Annotated in this window: 16 protein-coding genes and 2 pseudogenes; 11 read left to right on the top strand and 7 right to left on the bottom strand. The window is 41.3% G+C overall.

Annotated elements, in window-relative coordinates:
- Positions 1–1,174 (top strand): transporter (locus ACLNCN_RS00535; protein ID WP_424844411.1); only part of this gene is annotated, 1,174 nt, incomplete at its 5' end.
- Positions 1,175–1,190: 16 nt separating this feature from the next.
- Positions 1,191–1,581, top strand: a pseudogene (locus tag ACLNCN_RS00530) (hypothetical protein); the annotation flags it as partial.
- 28 nt (positions 1,582–1,609) lie between these two features.
- Here ACLNCN_RS00530 and ACLNCN_RS00525 read toward each other — a convergent pair.
- Positions 1,610–2,179, bottom strand: a complete 570-nt coding sequence (locus ACLNCN_RS00525) for an MptD family putative ECF transporter S component (protein WP_265475894.1) — start codon at positions 2,177–2,179, stop codon at positions 1,610–1,612.
- 134 nt (positions 2,180–2,313) lie between these two features.
- Here ACLNCN_RS00525 and ACLNCN_RS00520 point away from each other — a divergent pair, with 134 nt between their 5' ends.
- The 5 genes from ACLNCN_RS00520 to nrdI all read left to right on the top strand — a co-directional run bounded on the left by ACLNCN_RS00520 (position 2,314) and on the right by nrdI (position 7,010).
- A complete protein-coding gene (locus ACLNCN_RS00520; protein ID WP_261125825.1) occupies positions 2,314–2,928 on the top strand; it encodes a YesL family protein in 615 nt (204 codons plus the stop codon).
- The gene (locus ACLNCN_RS00515) at positions 2,906–4,576 is read left to right on the top strand and encodes a sensor histidine kinase (RefSeq protein ID WP_424844410.1); all 1,671 of its coding nucleotides are present in this window, start codon (positions 2,906–2,908) and stop codon (positions 4,574–4,576) included. Before ACLNCN_RS00520 ends, ACLNCN_RS00515 begins: the two co-directional genes overlap by 23 nt.
- An 11-nt stretch (positions 4,577–4,587) precedes the next feature.
- Entirely contained in the window at positions 4,588–5,874 is a 1,287-nt protein-coding gene (locus ACLNCN_RS00510) for a response regulator transcription factor (protein WP_424844409.1), read from the top strand.
- A gap of 60 nt (positions 5,875–5,934) precedes the next feature.
- Positions 5,935–6,468 carry an ABC transporter permease gene (locus tag ACLNCN_RS00505; RefSeq protein ID WP_033685596.1) on the top strand — a complete coding sequence of 178 codons (534 nt, stop codon included), beginning with the start codon at positions 5,935–5,937 and terminating at the stop codon, positions 6,466–6,468.
- A 77-nt stretch (positions 6,469–6,545) separates the two neighbouring features.
- Positions 6,546–7,010 carry a class Ib ribonucleoside-diphosphate reductase assembly flavoprotein NrdI gene (gene nrdI, locus ACLNCN_RS00500; protein WP_004255033.1) on the top strand — a complete coding sequence of 155 codons (465 nt, stop codon included), beginning with the start codon at positions 6,546–6,548 and terminating at the stop codon, positions 7,008–7,010.
- A gap of 45 nt (positions 7,011–7,055) precedes the next feature.
- On the opposite strand, the gene ACLNCN_RS00495 is transcribed toward nrdI, so the two are convergent.
- Together ACLNCN_RS00495 and ACLNCN_RS00490 are read right to left on the bottom strand one after the other, a co-directional pair.
- On the bottom strand, positions 7,056–7,514 hold the full coding sequence (locus ACLNCN_RS00495; protein ID WP_100910951.1) for a DUF3021 domain-containing protein: 459 nt from the start codon (positions 7,512–7,514) through the stop codon (positions 7,056–7,058).
- Positions 7,511–7,951 (bottom strand): LytTR family DNA-binding domain-containing protein, encoded by a 441-nt coding sequence (locus ACLNCN_RS00490; RefSeq protein ID WP_414367876.1) that lies wholly within the window; start codon positions 7,949–7,951, stop codon positions 7,511–7,513. The genes ACLNCN_RS00495 and ACLNCN_RS00490 overlap by 4 nt, the downstream gene beginning before the upstream one ends.
- Positions 7,952–8,157: 206 nt before the next feature.
- Between ACLNCN_RS00490 and mutL the strand changes: the two genes are divergently transcribed.
- The 3 genes from mutL (at position 8,158) to ACLNCN_RS00475 (ending at position 11,402) form a co-directional block, all read left to right on the top strand.
- Positions 8,158–10,107: a DNA mismatch repair endonuclease MutL gene (mutL, locus tag ACLNCN_RS00485; protein ID WP_414367878.1), complete on the top strand. Its 1,950-nt coding sequence runs from the start codon at positions 8,158–8,160 to the stop codon at positions 10,105–10,107.
- A gap of 128 nt (positions 10,108–10,235) precedes the next feature.
- Positions 10,236–10,829, top strand: coding sequence for a Holliday junction branch migration protein RuvA (gene ruvA, locus ACLNCN_RS00480; RefSeq protein ID WP_000273423.1), 594 nt, complete (start codon positions 10,236–10,238; stop codon positions 10,827–10,829).
- 9 nt (positions 10,830–10,838) lie between these two features.
- On the top strand, positions 10,839–11,402 hold the full coding sequence (locus ACLNCN_RS00475) for a DNA-3-methyladenine glycosylase I (RefSeq protein ID WP_153198980.1): 564 nt from the start codon (positions 10,839–10,841) through the stop codon (positions 11,400–11,402).
- An 83-nt stretch (positions 11,403–11,485) separates the two neighbouring features.
- Here ACLNCN_RS00475 and ACLNCN_RS00470 read toward each other — a convergent pair whose 3' ends face one another.
- The 4 genes from ACLNCN_RS00470 to ACLNCN_RS00455 all read right to left on the bottom strand — a co-directional run bounded on the left by ACLNCN_RS00470 (position 11,486) and on the right by ACLNCN_RS00455 (position 14,662).
- On the bottom strand, positions 11,486–11,749 hold the full coding sequence (locus tag ACLNCN_RS00470; RefSeq protein WP_000166114.1) for a SemiSWEET family transporter: 264 nt from the start codon (positions 11,747–11,749) through the stop codon (positions 11,486–11,488).
- A gap of 105 nt (positions 11,750–11,854) precedes the next feature.
- Complete coding sequence (locus ACLNCN_RS00465) at positions 11,855–12,889, bottom strand: S66 family peptidase (protein ID WP_084926315.1); 1,035 nt, start codon at positions 12,887–12,889, stop codon at positions 11,855–11,857.
- A gap of 139 nt (positions 12,890–13,028) precedes the next feature.
- On the bottom strand, positions 13,029–13,706 hold the full coding sequence (locus ACLNCN_RS00460; RefSeq protein WP_084926316.1) for a DUF1129 domain-containing protein: 678 nt from the start codon (positions 13,704–13,706) through the stop codon (positions 13,029–13,031).
- An 11-nt stretch (positions 13,707–13,717) separates the two neighbouring features.
- Positions 13,718–14,662, bottom strand: coding sequence for a magnesium transporter CorA family protein (locus ACLNCN_RS00455; RefSeq protein ID WP_000815623.1), 945 nt, complete (start codon positions 14,660–14,662; stop codon positions 13,718–13,720).
- A gap of 131 nt (positions 14,663–14,793) precedes the next feature.
- Here ACLNCN_RS00455 and ACLNCN_RS00450 point away from each other — a divergent pair.
- A pseudogene (locus tag ACLNCN_RS00450) lies at positions 14,794–15,443 on the top strand (excinuclease ABC subunit UvrA); the annotation flags it as partial.

Genomic DNA, 15,443 nt, shown 5'->3' with positions numbered 1-15,443 from the left:
TTATATTTATAATCTGGTATTTATCGTTTATGCTGCGAGTCTACCCTTTAAAAATATAGCTGTATTTATGGCGAATATGATTACGATTTTACCTTTCCTATTTACTTTTTATGTCGGGATTAAGGCGGATCATACTCGGAATAAAGCAGGGACAATTATCTGGGTTGGTTGTGTGCAAAGTCTGCTATTTCTTTTGATTGCTAGTGTGATTCATGACCAGAACTTCGTAACGTTTGCTTTTATCTGTATGGTTAATATCTGTTCGGATATTTTATCAGATTATACAGCAGGCCTGCGTATGCCGATTATCCAGCATAACATTTCGGAAGATAGGCTCTATGAAGCTTATTCCTTTACTCAGTTTGTTTCCTATTTATCAAATCTAGGAGGTCAAGCTTTAGGAGTGTGGTTACTCACAACCAGTCATCAAAATTTTTCTTTTGTTGCAATGGTGAATGCTGGTTTCTTTTTACTATCTTCTCTCATTTTATTCAAAAATAGAAGAGAATTGACGCATTTGTCTGTAAGTGTAGAGGATAAGTCGATTAGTTTACTTCAACAAGTTAAGGCAATCTATGTGGACATGGATGCTATCTTTAGACAGAGAGAAAGTAAATCTTTGTTTAAAATTATTCTTGTTATTTTGGTAATGAATACTTTGGGAGGAGCTGTTGGAGGTATTTATCACTTTTACTTATTAGACCATACTATCTATCATCTCAGCTATGCTCAAGCCCTATTTTTAATTGAATGTGTTAGCTTGGGAGGAGCTATTCTTGGTAGCTTAACTCCCCATGATTATTTTGGGAAATGGTCTTTTTCAAGCTTGTTATCGCTCAATGCAATTCTGTTTGTCTTGCTGGCTACTGCTAATATTTTAGATTTCTCTCCTCTAGTAGGTGTTGCCTGCTTAGCCTTTGTCATGTATTTGATGTCGAAATCAATGCCTAAATTAGATACTTTGTTACTGTCTAATTTGAGTGCGGATGTATTAGCTAGGAGTAATAATCTCTTGAGTATGATTTTTTCCCTAACATTACCCTTGGGAATGTCTGTATTTTCATTCTTAGCTTTACAAGATATCAGGCTTTGTTGGTGGGTGTTTTTAGTAGTGAGTGTGATAGGGTTGATTTTATCCCTAGAAAAAAGAAGTTTTTCAGGTAAAAAATTTTAACCGAGGAAGCCCAGACTTACTAGAAGGCCTTCCAGATTTGATTCGTGTGACGACTGTGATCTTTTTCCCTTGTTGGGGAAACAGCCATGGCGGGGGCAGTTGGAGCTGGTGGTATTGGTAACGTAGCCATCGCTTATGGAGCTATACTCTTCGAAAATTTCTTCAAACTACGTCAGCTTTGCCTTGCCGTAGGTATATGTAACTGACTTCGTCAGTCTTATCTCCAATCTCAAAACAGTGTTTTGAGCAACCTGCGGCTAGCTTCCTAGTTTGCTCTTTGATTTTCATTGAGTATTAACCGCTACAATCACGATGTGACGATTTTGGCAACCATTATTATCATTTTGATTATCTTTGCAATCCAATTCTTGGGAGATTTCTTGACCAAAAAATTGAGTCATAAATAAAAAGAGCCGCCTGGCTCTTTTTTAGTAATCAGATTTTCTGTGCAAACTTTTTACTTAAGGCTTGTCCAATCAAGGCACCCACTAGGGCTCCGATGACAATACTTGCGATAAATAGAAGGACAGTTCCAGGGTTTGGTGCGACCATGATACGGTCGATATATTCTTGCGATTTTCCTTTTGCTAGAAGGGTAGCCATATAGGCTTGAGGCGCAATCCACATAAGTAAGATTGGTCCTGTTGAGCTAAAGGAGAAAATAACGAAAGAAAGGAAATTTTTAGTTTGATCCTTGTATTTGCCTAAATGAGCTACTCCATCTGCTAGGAGACCACAGATAATTCCAGGAAGGAAGGCACCAGCACCGTGTTTAGATCCCAAGAAAAAGAGGGCCATGACAAGGCCGATAGTGGTAATGGCACCAAAGCGCGGAACTTTTGCGACTAGGATCATATAGACGCTACCGCCGACAAGGGCAGTAAAGGCAGGCGCATAAAACATGTTTCCAGTTTGGTCAAAGAGATTTCCCAAAAGGACACCAATCCCCATGGAGAGGAAGTAAAGAACTGCAAAGAGCAGTGTAGTTAAGATAGATTTCTTCATGAATTGTCTCCTGATAATTTTTTCACAATTCTCATTGTACCACGGTTTGGTGGGATTGTAAATGGATACTAGAAGTTTTTGAAAACGCTTGAAATATGATATAATGGTTTCATAGTTATTTTTAGGGGGATATTATGGGGAGATTTTTAGACTTTGTCTTTAATCGTTTCTTTTTAGGAATGATTGCGACAGCCTTCTTTTGGCTATTAACATTGGCGGGAGGGATTATTCTTGGTCTAGCGCCGGCTAGTGCCACCTTGATGAGCTTGTATGCAGAACATGGTTATAGCTTTCGGGAATACAGCTTGAAGGAGGCTTGGTCTCTTTACAAGCAAAATTTTGTCTCAAGCAACCTGATTTTCTATAGCTTTTTAGGAGTGGATTTGATTTTGGTTTATGGCTTGTATCTCTTGGTGCAATTGCCTCATCAGACTATCATTCATTTGATTGCGACCTTTTTGAATGTTCTAGTAGTTGCCCTGCTCTTTTTGGCCTATACAGTATCTTTGAAATTACAAGTTTATTTTGATTTGTCCTATCGAAATAGTCTCAAACTATCCTTGATTGGCATTTTTATGAGTCTAGCAGCTGTGGCCAAGGTTCTTCTTGGGACAGTGCTACTTGTGGCAATTGGCTACTATATGCCTGCCCTGCTTTTCTTTGTAGGAATTGGGATGTGGCATTTCTTTATCAGTGATATGTTGGAACCGGTCTATGAAAGTATCCATGAAAAATTGGCGACAAAATAGAATGAAGCAGTTTTGGCTACATACGCTTCTGAGAACCTACAGTTCAGTTATGATGATTATTATTGCGAGTTTTGCAATCTTACTCTCATACGCTGACTGGGATTCACGGGAAAAGGAAGCTCAAAGAGTAGCCCAGCGTGTAACCACTCGAACAGTCGATGAGGTGGAGTATTATTATCGCGAGTCAGCCCAGCTAGCGCAAGATTTAGTAGCCAATCAAGACCGTATACAAGGGGTTTATAAGTATTTTAGTCTATCAACATCTGAGTATTTTTATTGGCTGTTGGAGCATCAAGCGGCTTCGTCAACTTCTATTTCGCTGTATGAAAATATTGATGATCTTTATGTACAAAATGACTATATAACGGGTGTTGCAATCGTCTTGCAGGATTTTAAAGAAGTTTATGTTTCGAGCAGAAATGAGAGAGGTGGTCATTCGGTACTTGCGGAAGGCTTTAAACCAGAGGCCAATAGTTTTGGAGTTCCTATTTTAGATCCAGCGACGGATCAATCTATAGGGGTTGTTTATATTTCCTTGGATCCAGAAATCTTATACCATGCTGTAGACAATACCCGAGGTCATATCCCGATGGCTGTTACTGTGACATCGCCTTTTGATACGGAGATTTTTCATATTGGTGAGAGAGTCAATAGGGAGCATGAAAACTGGTTTGTTGGTGTGACATCTCATGGCTATCAGGTTCAGGTGGCAGTTCCCAAAAACTTTGTTTTACAAGGAACGGTGACCAGCTCTGCTTTGATTGTGGGCTTGAGCCTTCTCTTTATTGTTATTCTCTATCTGACTTTGAGGAAGACTTTTGCTAATTATCAAAAGCAGGTAGTGGACCTGGTGGATTCCATCCAAGCTATTGCCCAAGGAGAGGAAGGTCTTCGCATTGACACACTTGAAAAGGATCAGGAATTGCTCTTAATCGCAGAGACCACCAATGATATGTTGGATCGATTGGAAAAGAACATCCATGATATTTATCAGTTGGAGCTTAGTCAAAAAGATGCCAATATGCGAGCCTTACAGGCGCAAATCAATCCTCATTTTATGTATAATACGCTGGAATTCTTGCGCATGTATGCAGTTATGCAGAGTCAAGATGAGTTAGCAGATATCATTTATGAATTCAGTAGTCTCTTGCGTAACAATATTTCTGACGAAAGAGAAACTCTTCTCAAACAGGAATTAGAATTTTGCCGTAAATATAGCTACCTCTGCATGGTTCGCTATCCCAAGTCCATTGCCTATGGTTTCAAGATAGATCCAGAGTTAGAGAATATGAAGATTCCTAAGTTTACCTTACAACCTCTGGTTGAAAATTATTTCGCGCATGGTGTTGACCACAGACGGACAGATAATGTGATTAGCATAAAGGCGCTTAAACAGGATGGTTTTGTAGAAATTTTGGTGGTCGATAATGGCCGTGGAATGTCGGTTGAAAAACTGACAAGTATTCGAGAAAAATTAAGTCAGAGACATTTTGAACACCAAGCCAGTTACAGTGATCAAAAGCAGTCTATCGGGATTACCAATGTACATGAGCGTTTTGTGCTCTATTTTGGGGACCGCTATGCCATTACGATAGAGTCTGCGGAGCAAGCAGGTGTTCAGTATCGTATTACAATTCAAGATGAGTAGAAAGGGAGAAAATGTATAAAGTATTATTAGTAGATGATGAGTACATGGTGACAGAAGGTCTGAAACGTTTGATTCCCTTTGATAAGTGGGATATGGAGGTCGTCGCAACAGCCAATCATGCCGATGAAGCCCTAGAATATGTTCAGGAAAATCCCATCGATGTCATCATTTCAGATGTCAATATGCCCGACAAAACAGGGCTTGATATGATTCGGGAGATGAAAGAAATCTTACCAGATGCAGCCTATATCCTGCTTTCAGGTTATCAGGAGTTTGATTATGTAAAAAGAGCAATGAACCTTAGTGTGGTGGACTATTTGGTTAAGCCTGTTGATAAGGTAGAGTTGGGTAATCTGCTAGAGAAGATTGCAGGTCAGCTCGGCGAGAGAGGGAAGAAAAGTCAGACCCTTAGTCAAGATTTAGATGAGGCCGGATTTGTTAGTTATTTAGGGGATAAGGAGAATTGGTGGATAGGTCTATCCAAGGAAAAACAAGGTTCTTTCACCATTCCCTACTATGTCTTGGGTCAAGACTGGCAGATTTTTATTTCTGATCAACCCCTAGATGGTTTAGTCGTTACTCCCTTTGAAGCTCCTTATCAAGAACACTTTGAACGCTGGAAGCTGAATGCTGAGAAAGCCCTCTTTTACGGTTCTGTAAATCTAAAACAGTCTGAGAGTCTCTTTGCCTATTATGAACCGATTTATAGGGTTATCATTCAGGGGAATCTCAATCAAATCGTGGAAGAGTTGAACCTTTTGGAAAAGGTGGTTCTTGAGAATACACCGCGTGTTCCGATTACCAAACAACTTTTTACACAGTTTGTCATGGATGTTTTCCATTTATTTGAACATCTCAAAGCTGATGACCTGACAGATATCGTCAAAACGATTCATGCTATTCAGTCCTTCGATGAACTGGTTCCTTATATCAAGGAAACTCTGACCCGATTCTTTGGACAATATCGGATGAATGAAAATGTGGTCAGTGTGCTAGAAGTCATTGGACGTGATTATCAGAAGGAACTTTCTCTCAAGGATATCAGTAAGGATCTCTTTATCAATCCTGTCTATCTGGGGCAGTTGATTAAGCGTGAAACCAATTCGACCTTCGCAGAGTTACTAAACAAACAACGTATTAAGGCTGCCCAGCAACTCTTGCTTTCAACTAGTGACAGCATCGAAGATATTTGTTATGCTGTTGGTTACAGTAATGTTGGATATTTCTATAAAGTGTTCCGAAAATTGTGCGGAAAATCGCCAAAAGCCTACCGAAAACAGGTAGAAACTACACTATAATATTTGTATCCCTTTACAAAAAGTGCTATAATATCAATAATAACATCAGGAGGTTCTATCATGAAAAAGAAACCAATTTATCTATGGGTCTTGCTAATCTTGTCTGCCCTTATTTCAGCTACGTCTCTGTTTGAACTTTTGAAGCCCTTACCTAGCAAAGAAGTCCTTCGTGCTGCTCAAAAACAAGTTGCAGGGGTCAGTGCTCAGCAGGTAGAAGATAGCATTAATTATAGCTATAGAGTAGCAGAAGCATCTCATTCTATTTTTAATGTTGCCTTGATTGTGCTGTCTGCTATTTTAGTGGTAGTAGCTATTGTGTTCCTTGTTCGTAAGAATTTGCAATATGCAAACTATACTTATGTTGGCTATGTTTTGTTAGCTATTATTGGTTCAATTTATACCTATGTGACTTTGCAAGACGCTGTGCAGTTGCTTCAAGATGAGACCATGCGTTTGACAATGAGTATTGGTTCAAAAGCTGTTAGCATTTTCTATATCGTTATCAATGTTCTTTTCCTAGCCCTTGTTTTCTATAAGATTTGGCGTCAACAGAAAGCCTTGGCAGAAGAAGAGGAAACAGAAGATCTTGCCTAAGTATTGACAAAAAATAACTATCAAGTTACAATCTTGGTAGTTATTTTTCGATTATACATAAAATCATGGAGGTACATATGAAGACAATTTCTTTAGTTTATATTAGTCTGAGTGGCAATACTGAAAGTTTTGTGACACGCTTGAAAGACTATCTCTTGTCCCAGTACGAGGGGATTGAGGTTCAAAAGATTCATATCAAGGATTTGGTCAAAGAAGGCCAAGATTTCTATGAAATGGACCATCCCTATGTCGCTTTTTTACCGACCTACCTTGAAGGTGGGAATGGCGTGGATAACGGAGATGTTGAGATATTGACAACGCCAGTGGGAGATTTTATCGCCTATGGTGATAATGCTAGTAAGTGTTTTGGTGTGGTTGGTTCAGGAAACCGTAACTTTAATAACCAATACTGCCTGACAGCCAAGCAATACAGTCAACGTTTTGGTTTCCCTGTATTAGCTGACTTTGAAATGCGAGGTATGCTGGGAGATATCAAACGTGTCGCAGCGATTATTGCAGATTTGTATGAGTTGGAAAGTTAAGCTTCGGCTTGGCTTTTTTTATCCTAGGCAGTTTTATCAGAACTCTTACTTTCTATGCTCCAAGAGTTGATTGATATGGTCTACTTTTTTAGCTTCTCTTTTATAGAGAATAGCCCAAATGATGAGGTAGACAATTGCGAACTCAAGTATGAGCTGGAGATAGAAGATCCAGTGGAAGGGGAACCAACCAGCCAGAGTTGCTAGTGGGACAAAGCCAGCCAGCATAAGGAAGAAATGAGTCAGAGTGGCACGAAGCATGCTCCAGTCACGGCTGAATAAGCGGTTTCCAAAGTTGAAGAGAATACCGATAGCCGCCCAGATAAGAGTACAGTAGAGCAAGACTAGGGCATCGTGAACCTGATGTTGGGTCATCACTTGGCCGATGAGAGAGTCATAACTTAGTGGTGCGTAGGTATTTGGTGCATAAATGAGTGAAAAGATGATAGAGAGGATGAGGCCGATGAGGACACCAGCAGCTGCGTCGTGGAAGATTTGTTTTTTCATAGTTCTAATTTCTCCTTGATGGTTTTTAGATAACGGCGTGAAGAATAGGTGAAGCTTTCGTTTTTCAAGAAAATTTTTACTAGGCCGTTTGGGGTTAGCTTGAGATGAGAGATGGAGTTGATATTGATGATTTCTGATTGGGAAATTTGGATAAAATTGGTTGGCAGAATTTCAAGAACCTGATAGAGTCGTAAATCAATATTGTAGGTCTGGCTAGCCGTTTCTGCAAGAACCTTCCGATTCTCGATATAGAAGCGTTGAATCTTGCTAATCTTAACTAGATAGACCTGATCATCAATCTTTCCTTTGATTGTTTCTTTTTGGTCAAGATTTTCTGCGAACTCGATGACTTTCTGGACTTTATCTGTCGGCTGAGGTGCTTGGACAATCAGTTTTTCCTCCTTGTAAGTCTCACTAATCTGTAGTTCTACTTTCATAAATTTCTCTCCTTTTTAGTTATACAAGGTTGTGATCACTTCCTGTATATCTTTATTAAACACTATTTTTCAGCCCCTTGCAAGGGACTTTGTCTATGTGGAGGGATTTGGCTCCTATGTGGTGATTGCTTTTCTGTCCTATCTGAAATATGGTATAATAGCACTAATCAATTTCTAGGAAAATAGATACAGAAAGGGGCTGAAAGATGTCTCATATTATTGAATTGCCAGAGGTGCTGGCAAACCAGATTGCAGCCGGGGAGGTCATTGAACGTCCTGCCAGTGTGGTCAAAGAGTTGGTAGAAAATGCTATTGACGCTGGCTCTAGCCAGATTATCATTGAGATTGAGGAAGCTGGTCTCAAGAAGATTCAAATCACAGATAATGGTCATGGAATTGCTCACGATGAGGTGGAATTGGCCTTGCGTCGTCATGCGACCAGTAAGATAAAAAATCAAGCAGACCTCTTTCGAATTCGGACGCTTGGTTTTCGTGGTGAAGCCCTGCCCTCTATCGCGTCTGTCAGTGTACTGACTCTGTTGACGGCGGTGGATGGTGCGAGTCATGGGACTAAGCTCGTCGCACGTGGGGGAGAAGTAGAAGAAATCATCCCAGCGACTAGTCCTGTGGGGACCAAGGTTTGTGTGGAGGACCTCTTTTTCAACACGCCTGCCCGCCTCAAGTATATGAAGAGTCAGCAAGCGGAGTTGTCTCATATCATTGATATTGTCAATCGTCTGGGTTTGGCCCATCCTGAGATTTCTTTTAGTTTGATTAGTGATGGCAAGGCAATGACGCGGACAGCTGGGACTGGTCAATTGCGCCAAGCTATCGCAGGGATTTACGGTTTGGCGAGTGCCAAGAAGATGATTGAAATTGAAAATTCTGACCTAGATTTCGAAATTTCAGGTTTTGTGTCCTTACCTGAGTTAACTCGAGCCAACCGCAACTATATCAGTCTCTTCATCAATGGCCGTTATATAAAGAATTTCCTGCTCAATCGTGCAATTCTAGACGGCTATGGCAGTAAGCTTATGGTAGGCCGTTTTCCACTGGCTGTCATTCACATTCATATCGACCCTTATCTAGCGGATGTCAATGTGCATCCGACCAAGCAAGAGGTGCGGATTTCCAAGGAAAAAGAACTGATGACGCTGGTTTCAGAAGCTATTGCAAATAGTCTCAAGGAGCAAACCCTGATACCAGATGCCTTGGAAAATCTTGCCAAATCGACCGTGCGCAATCGTCAAAAGGCGGAGCAGACCATTCTCCCACTCAAAGAAAATACACTCTACTATGAGAAAACAGAGCCGACAAGACCAAGTCAAGCTGAAGTAGCTGATTATCAGGTGGAATTGGCTGATGAAGGACAGGATTTGACCCTGTTTGCCAAGGAAACCTTGGACCAATTGACCAAGCCAGCAAAACTGCATTTTGCAGAGAGAAAGCCTGCTAACTATGACCAACTAGACCATCCAGAGCTAGATCTAGCTAGTCTTGATAAGGCCTATGACAAGCTGGAGCGAGAAGAATCTTCAAGCTTCCCAGAGTTGGAATTTTTCGGGCAAATGCACGGGACTTATCTCTTTGCCCAGGGGCGAGATGGGCTCTACATCATAGACCAGCACGCGGCTCAGGAACGGGTCAAGTATGAGGAATACCGTGAAAGCATTGGCGATGTTGACCAGAGTCAGCAGCAACTCTTAGTACCTTATATCTTTGAATTTCCTGCGGATGATGCCCTTCGTCTCAAGGAAAGAATGCCTCTTTTGGAGGAAGTGGGTGTCTTTCTAGCAGAGTACGGGGAAAATCAATTTATTCTACGTGAACATCCTATTTGGATGGCAGAGGAGGAGATTGAGTCAGGTATCTATGAGATGTGCGACATGCTCCTTTTGACCAAGGAAGTTTCTATCAAGAAATACCGAGCAGAGCTGGCTATCATGATGTCCTGCAAGCGGTCCATCAAGGCCAACCATCGTATCGATGACCACTCAGCTAGACAGCTGCTCTATCAGCTTTCTCAATGTGATAATCCCTATAACTGTCCCCACGGACGCCCTGTTTTGGTGCATTTTACCAAGTCGGATATGGAAAAAATGTTCCGACGCATTCAGGAAAATCACACCAGTCTCCGTGAGTTGGGGAAATATTAAACGAATACGCTTTGAAAATCTCTTCAAACTAGGTCAGCTCTATCTGCAATATCAAAGCTGTGCTTTGAGAAACCTGCGGCTAGCTTTCTAGTTTGCTTTTGATTTTCATTGAGCATAAAAGGAAAACTATGTACGAATATTTAAAAGGAATCATTACCAAAATCACGGCTAAATACATTGTTCTTGAAGTCAACGGTATCGGTTATATCCTGCATGTAGCCAATCCCTATGCCTATTCAGGTCAGGTTAATCAGGAAGCTCAAATTTATGTGCATCAGGTCGTGCGTGAGGATGCCCATCTACTTTATGGATTTCGCTCAGAAGATGAGAAAAAACTCTTTCTCAGTCTGATTTCGGTCTCTGGGATTGGTCCTGTTTCAGCTCTTGCTATTATCGCTGCCGATGACAATGCTGGCTTGGTTCAAGCCATCGAAACCAAGAACATCACCTACTTGACCAAGTTCCCTAAAATTGGCAAGAAAACAGCCCAGCAGATGGTGCTGGACTTGGAAGGCAAGGTAGTAGTTGCAGGAGATGACCTTCCTGCCAAGGTGGCAGTCCAAGCCAGTGCTGAAAACCAAGAATTGGAAGAAGCTATGGAGGCCATGTTGGCTTTGGGCTACAAGGCAACCGAGCTCAAGAAAATCAAGAAATTCTTTGAAGGAACGACAGATACAGCTGAAAACTATATCAAGTCAGCCCTTAAAATGTTGGTCAAATAGGAGCAGAGCATGACAAAACGTTGTTCGTGGGTCAAGATGACCAATCCTCTCTATATCGCCTATCATGATGAGGAGTGGGGCCAGCCCCTCCATGATGACCAAGCATTGTTTGAGTTATTGTGCATGGAAACCTATCAGGCAGGTTTGTCTTGGGAAACGGTGCTCAACAAACGGCAAGCTTTCCGAGAAGCGTTTTATGGCTATCAAATTCAAGCAGTCGCAGATATGACCGACACTGAGTTGGAAGTCCTGTTAGACAATCCAGCCATCATCCGAAATAGAGCCAAGATTTTTGCTACACGCGCTAACGCTCAAGCATTTTTACGACTACAGGAAGAATATGGCTCTTTTGATGCCTATCTTTGGTCTTTTGTTGAGGGGAAAACGATCGTTAATGATGTTCCCGATTACCGCCAAGCCCCAGCTAAAACACCCTTGTCTGAGAAATTAGCCAAAGATCTCAAAAAACGAGGTTTCAAGTTCACAGGCCCAGTCGCAGTCTTGTCTTTTCTACAAGCAGCAGGCCTAGTTGATGACCACGAGAATGATTGTGAGTGGAAAAGCAGGAATTAGTGAGTATAGGTAATTAGAATATCTGAGAATATAGAAAAAGCTGAGAAACTTTTCCCAGCTTTTTATATATACTATTAGATTTGTTAGAGTGAAGTCAAAAAAGTGATTCCACCTAAAATAACACCGGCTGAATTTGGAATGATTAGTATCCAATCCTTCTTAGGTTCTTTTGTCCATCCATAAATAACCCAGATTAAGCAAGATATAGCAGCTGATAAAGGTTGAAATGGTTGAGCTTTATTTCCTTGTAAATTAGCGATAATTTGAGGTATGTAGGCAATAAATACTATAATTCCAATAAAGGCACCAATAGAACCTACGATTCGATTAATTTTTTGTTTTGTCATATACACCTCCTTCAAAAGGATATCATAGAAATTAGCGAAATGCAATAAATTCAGATACAAATTGTAACGAAAACGAATACAAAAGCACAAAAATAGAGAAACTATTTATTTTTTGTTATAGTCAAAGCGAATGACTTGTTCCTGTGCATCTACATGAGCATGGACCCCAAAGGGTACAATGGCTCTTGGAGTTGCGTGGCCGACATTTAGATTATAGATAATCGGGATATTGCTGTCAATAATATTCAATAGTGCCTCTTTATAGTTGTCATAGAAAGTTTCATCCATAGGTTTTCCGACCAGGAGTCCACTGATGACCTCGAATATACCAGCGTTCTTTAAAGCCCGCAACATCTTTTTGAAGTCTTCCGGCTCAGGCTTTTCTTCGCTTGTCTCTAGCAAGAGGATCTTACCTTCCCAGTCTGACAAGTCAGGGAAAAGTTTGTACTTTTGACAGAGCTCCGTGCTGTCTGTGTATCGAGAGTTGTCAAAGATATCGTAGAGGGATTCAAGGCAACCACCGAGGATTTCTCCCTCGAACTGGGCATTTCCTTGCAACAAGTCAAAACCAGTGTTTGCATGACTGACACGAGCTGTCCCCAGAGCCTTGGGACTAAAATCAGTTCGTTCCTCATACCAAACGTGACTAGGGCGGATTTCTGAGATTCTTCCAGTCTCAATCAATTCTTTAAAGTAGTGAAAGCTATAGGGCAACATCTCCTTGTCCAATTCACAAATGTCTGCTAAAAAGGATTGACCATAAAAAGTTTTAACACCTAGTTTATGCAACATGAGATGGTTCATGGTTGTATCTGAGAAACCAAGAAATATTTTTTGTTTGATAACCTTTTGGAGTTGGTCATTTTCAAAAAGATAAGGTAGTAAGCGATAGGTATCGTCTCCACCGATGGCGCATAGGATCATGTCGATGCTATCGTCCGAAAAGGCCTGCATCAAATCCTCCGCACGGGCTTCAGGATGGTCCTTGATAAAGTCTAATCCTTTTAACGAATGGGGCAAAAAGATAGGATTGAGTCCCAAATCCTTGAGACGTTGGACACCCAAGTCCACTTCGTGTTTGACAAAGTCTTCACCGATAATGCCACTAGATAAACTAACAATACCAATAGTAGAAACCATATCTCATCCTCCTAGAAATAGATTGAGCCTATTTTATCACAAAAGATAAGAGAAAGCTATGTGGGATGTCAGAAGAATACTTTTAAATCAGGAAAGTAGTAAAAAAGCAACCGCACCTGCAGTTGCTTTTATCATTCTCTTAATAACGTGTTGGTCCTGCACTTGCGCTACGGATATTCAAGCGTTTCTTGAGATAGAAGCGAAGGGCTAGGAGGGCTGCTCCGATAATAGCCAGTGGCACTGGAGCAAGTACTGGGTTAAGGCTAGCTGGTAGGAAGCTTGTTGCAAAGAAGACAAGCAACCAAAGGAACATAGAAGCTAGGATAACCAGTACAGATTTCCAGAAAGGTGGACGTTGGCTGCGGTCCATATCTGGTCCATAGTATTGGTAAACAAAGTAGTACATCAAGTAGAAGGCAAATCCACCAACAAGTCCAACTAGCAGGAGAGTGACAAGTCCATAGCCGAAAGCCTGATCTGCTGCAAAGAAAGTTGTGAGGGCGCTGACGAGGGCAAAGAGGCTAGTGATGAAAAGGGCTGAGTCCATAATCATGAGTTTTGGATCATCATTTTCTTTTGGATGCTCTTTTTCATATTGTTCCTTGACAGTGAAACTATGAGCCCAGTGGGTCGGTGCGCCATAGAGGGAACGAGCAGTCGTACCCTTGGCTTGCTCCTCAAGGATTTGGGGAATAACTTCCTCAAAGATAGCCTTGATTTCAGCGTCTGTTTTTCCATCTTTGATGAATTGTTGGGTAGCGATGTGGATAAACTCTTGGTTTTTCTTTGTTAATTTTTGTAGATCAATCTGAGACATAGGAACTCCTCTTAGAACCATTTTTTATGGATGAGATAGAGAGTGAGCGAGACACTCATAGCAAAGGCGATAAAGACGATTAACCAGAAGGCATTTGGCTCACCGTTTAGGGGGATTTCATTATCCTTAAAGTTCATCCCGTAGGCAGAAAAGACCATGGTTGGGATGGACATGACGATGGTCACAAGGGCCAAGGTTTTCATAATGTTGTTCTGGTTGTTAGAAATGATAGAGGCGAAGGTCTCTGTCATAGAATGCAAGACGTTTCCATAAATGTCTGCCATCTCGATGGCCTGTTGGGTTTCAATCAGGGTGTCTTCAAGCAGGTCTTCGTCCTCAAGGTATTTCTTGATATTGCTGGTTGAGCTGGTCAATTTCTTAATCACACGTTCATTTGTTTTGAGGGAAGCCTTGAAATAGACGATGGTTTTTTCCAATTCCATGAGCTCAATCAATTCTTCATTACGAGTTGATTGATGCAGTTGACTTTCGATTTGTTCACTCTTACGGTCAATCGAACGAAGGGCTGTTAGGTAAAGCTCTGCATTGCGATAGAGAATCTGGAAGATAAAACGCGAACGCATGAAGGTATAGAAATTACGCAAACGACGGTTGATAAAGACATCGAGGACTGGTAATGGTTCCAAACAAGTAGTGATAATGGTTTCCTCGGTGATGATAATACCAAGCGGGATGGTTACGTAGTAGGTGCGATTATTTCTTTCTTCTGTGACCGGCACGTCAACGATAATCAGGGTGTACTCGTCTTCAATTGTAATACGAGACATTTCTTCTGCATCGAGCGGTGCTCGAAGGTCGGCAATATCGATATCGAAGGCATTAGCGATTTCGAGTGATTCATTTTGAGTCGGATTGACGAGATTGATCCAAGTACCCGGTTCAAGCGTATCGATCTCTTTAAATTCAGTTGTTGTAGAGAGAAAAACTTGTTTCATATCCCTTATCCTTTCTCATTTTTCAGATTTTTTCACACCGTACTATTATACTACAAAATCGGCCTTTTGGGTAATAGAATCTCACTTTTTTTGGTATAATGGTAAGCAATAATGGACTAGAAAGAACAAAGATGCAAGATAAAATTGTCATTCATGGGGCGCGTGCCCATAATTTAAAAAATATTGACGTGGAAATTCCACGAGACAAGTTGGTTGTCGTGACCGGCTTGTCAGGTTCAGGGAAATCCAGTCTGGCCTTTGATACCCTCTATGCGGAGGGTCAACGTCGCTATGTGGAGAGTTTGTCAGCCTACGCTCGTCAATTCTTGGGGAATATGGAGAAGCCTGATGTAGATGCTATTGATGGTCTCAGCCCCGCTATTTCCATCGACCAGAAAACGACTAGTAAAAATCCTCGCTCGACGGTGGGAACAACGACTGAAATCAATGACTATCTGCGTCTCCTCTACGCACGTGTGGGGACGCCTTACTGTATTAACGGGCATGGAGCTATCAAGGCTTCTTCTGTGGAGCAAATCGTGGATAAGGTTTTAGAATTGCCTGAACGCCAGCGCTTGCAGATCTTGGCCCCTGTCATCCGCAAGAAAAAAGGCCAACATAAGAGTGTTATTGAGAAGGTTCAGAAAGATGGGTATGTTCGTGTCCGTGTGGATGGTGAAGTCTATGATGTAACCGAAGTGCCAGAGTTGTCTAAGAGTAAGCAACACAATATCGATGTCGTGGTTGACCGTATTGTCATCAAGGAGGGCATTCGTAGTCG

The sequence above is a fragment of the Streptococcus sp. CL8.13 genome (assembly GCF_049737895.1).
The sequence above is the reverse complement of the archived record's forward strand: the minus strand, read 5'-3'. Positions and strand labels throughout refer to the sequence as shown.

Bases quoted from the DNA above. Each gene is read 5' to 3' on its own strand.
- ACLNCN_RS00520 (WP_261125825.1), top strand. From the start codon at position 2,314: ATGGGGAGATTTTTAGACTTTGTCTTTAATCGTTTCTTTTTAGGAATG.
- ACLNCN_RS00515 (WP_424844410.1), top strand. From the start codon at position 2,906: ATGAAAAATTGGCGACAAAATAGAATGAAGCAGTTTTGGCTACATACG.
- ACLNCN_RS00510 (WP_424844409.1), top strand. From the start codon at position 4,588: ATGTATAAAGTATTATTAGTAGATGATGAGTACATGGTGACAGAAGGT.
- ACLNCN_RS00465 (WP_084926315.1), bottom strand. From the start codon at position 12,889: ATGGTTTCTACTATTGGTATTGTTAGTTTATCTAGTGGCATTATCGGT.
- ACLNCN_RS00505 (WP_033685596.1), top strand. From the start codon at position 5,935: ATGAAAAAGAAACCAATTTATCTATGGGTCTTGCTAATCTTGTCTGCC.
- ACLNCN_RS00525 (WP_265475894.1), bottom strand. From the start codon at position 2,179: ATGAAGAAATCTATCTTAACTACACTGCTCTTTGCAGTTCTTTACTTC.
- ACLNCN_RS00490 (WP_414367876.1), bottom strand. From the start codon at position 7,951: ATGAAAGTAGAACTACAGATTAGTGAGACTTACAAGGAGGAAAAACTG.
- ruvA (WP_000273423.1), top strand. From the start codon at position 10,236: ATGTACGAATATTTAAAAGGAATCATTACCAAAATCACGGCTAAATAC.
- ACLNCN_RS00495 (WP_100910951.1), bottom strand. From the start codon at position 7,514: ATGAAAAAACAAATCTTCCACGACGCAGCTGCTGGTGTCCTCATCGGC.
- ACLNCN_RS00475 (WP_153198980.1), top strand. From the start codon at position 10,839: ATGACAAAACGTTGTTCGTGGGTCAAGATGACCAATCCTCTCTATATC.
- ACLNCN_RS00460 (WP_084926316.1), bottom strand. From the start codon at position 13,706: ATGTCTCAGATTGATCTACAAAAATTAACAAAGAAAAACCAAGAGTTT.
- ACLNCN_RS00470 (WP_000166114.1), bottom strand. From the start codon at position 11,749: ATGACAAAACAAAAAATTAATCGAATCGTAGGTTCTATTGGTGCCTTT.
- nrdI (WP_004255033.1), top strand. From the start codon at position 6,546: ATGAAGACAATTTCTTTAGTTTATATTAGTCTGAGTGGCAATACTGAA.
- ACLNCN_RS00455 (WP_000815623.1), bottom strand. From the start codon at position 14,662: ATGAAACAAGTTTTTCTCTCTACAACAACTGAATTTAAAGAGATCGAT.
- mutL (WP_414367878.1), top strand. From the start codon at position 8,158: ATGTCTCATATTATTGAATTGCCAGAGGTGCTGGCAAACCAGATTGCA.